Consider the following 1,896-nt stretch of genomic DNA (forward strand, 5'->3'; position numbering starts at 1 on the left):
AGACCATCATGTCCGCGGAGATGCCGGCAAAACCATCGCCGAGACCGAGCTTCAGGCCCCAGAGCCCGAGGACGAAACTGCCGAGACCCGAACTCGCTATGGTGAGCAGTCGGAACACCGGTGTTCGCTTCGGGTGGCTGACGGCGAGCATTGAAAGTTCCCCTGAGTACGGGGCTTTCTAGCGGATATCTCCTTAAAATGAGTTTCCGCGAATGAATCCAATTTTATTGGACCGAAAGTATTTCTTGAGCGGATCAACGCGCCTGGCGCTGAAACGGATTCAACTGGCGCGCCTAAGCTTCGTGTCTTCAAATGTCGCCATTTTAAAACCGCCGCGCATCTTTGGGCGGCAGGCGTTAGTCTCGTGCGCCGTCGGTCTGCTTCAATTCGTCGAGCGTCGGCATGGAAACGATGTGATAGCCGGAATCGACATAGTGGATTTCGCCGGTAACCCCGGAAGACAGATCCGACAACAGATAAAGTGCCGAGCCACCGACCTCGTCGATGGTCACCGTGCGGCGCAGCGGCGAGTTTCGCTGCTGGTAGGAGAACATGTGGCGCGCATCGGAAATGCCGGCGCCGGCGAGCGTGCGCACCGGTCCAGCCGAAATGGCGTTCACCCTGATGGCGCGCGGACCGTAGTCGTTCGCAAGATACCGGACACTCGCCTCCAGCCCTGCCTTGGCGACGCCCATGACATTGTAGTTCGGCATGACGCGGACCGACCCCGCATAGGTCAGCGTGATCATCGATCCGCCGTCCTTCATCAAGGTGGCCGCATGGCGGGCGACCTCAGTGAAGGAGTAGCAGGAGATCACCATGGTGCGGACGAAATTGTCCCGGCTGGTGTCGGCGTAGAGGCCTTTCAGCTCGTTCTTGTCGGAAAAGCCAATGGCGTGGACGACGAAATCCAGCCCGCCCCATTCCTTGCCCAGAGTCTCGAACGTGGCCGCGACAGAGGCGCTGTCCTCGACGTCGCACGGCACGACCAGCGAGGCGCCGAGCTTGTCGGCCAGCGGCCTGACCCGGCGTCCGAAGGCATCACCCTGATAGGTGAAGGCGAGTTCCGCGCCATGTTCGGATAATTTCCGGGCGATGCCCCAGGCGATCGAATGATCGTTGGCGACACCCATGACAAGCCCGCGCTTGCCCTTCATCAATCCGTCCATGGCCGGCAAATCCTTATGCGGAATAGCGCTGGAAAACGAGCGTGGCGTTGGTGCCGCCGAAGCCGAACGAATTGGACAAGACAGTGTCGATCCTGGCGTCGTCGATGCGCTTTCGCACGATCGGCATGCCCTCGAATTCGGGGTCGAGGGTCTCGATATGGGCGCTTTCGCCGATGAAGCCGCCCTGCATCATCAGGATCGAATAGATGGATTCCTGCACGCCGGCCGCGCCCAGCGAATGGCCGGTCAGCGACTTCGTCGAGGTGATATACGGCATCTCTGGGCCGAACACCTCGCGGATCGCTCCCATTTCCTTGGAATCTCCCACCGGCGTCGAGGTACCATGGGTGTTGATGTAGTCGACCGGTGTGGAAACCGTGGCCAGCGCCTGGCGCATGCAGCGGACTGCGCCCTCGCCTGAAGGGGCAACCATGTCGTGACCATCCGACGTCGCGCCATAGCCAACGATCTCGGCATAGATTTTCGCGCCGCGCGCTTTGGCATGCTCAAGCTCTTCCAGCACCAGCACCCCGGCGCCGCCGGCGATGACGAAGCCGTCGCGATTGGCGTCATAGGCGCGGGAAGCGGTCGATGCGTTGTCGTTGAATTTCGACGACATGGCGCCCATGGCGTCGAACAGGTCCGACATCGTCCAGTCGAGATCCTCGTGGCCGCCGGCAAAGATGATGTCCTGCTTGCCCCACTGGATCAATTCATAGCCATTGCC

The 1,896-nt window shown here is 60.7% G+C and carries 2 protein-coding genes; both read right to left on the bottom strand.

The window, feature by feature from the left end:
* Positions 1 to 356: 356 nt before the first annotated feature.
* Positions 357 to 1,169 (bottom strand): enoyl-ACP reductase FabI, encoded by an 813-nt coding sequence (gene fabI, locus EN984_RS32930; protein WP_127267921.1) that lies wholly within the window; start codon positions 1,167 to 1,169, stop codon positions 357 to 359.
* Positions 1,170 to 1,182: 13 nt separating this feature from the next.
* A partial coding sequence (locus EN984_RS32935) for a beta-ketoacyl synthase N-terminal-like domain-containing protein (RefSeq protein WP_281057363.1) occupies positions 1,183 to 1,896 on the bottom strand: 714 nt, incomplete at its 5' end.

It is taken from the genome of Mesorhizobium sp. M7A.F.Ca.CA.004.12.1.1, assembly GCF_003997835.1.
Lineage (GTDB): Bacteria > Pseudomonadota > Alphaproteobacteria > Rhizobiales > Rhizobiaceae > Mesorhizobium.

What these genes read in the sequence shown, in the direction of transcription:
- fabI (WP_127267921.1), bottom strand. Translation starts at nt 1,169, where the DNA reads ATGGACGGATTGATGAAGGGCAAGCGCGGGCTTGTCATGGGTGTCGCC.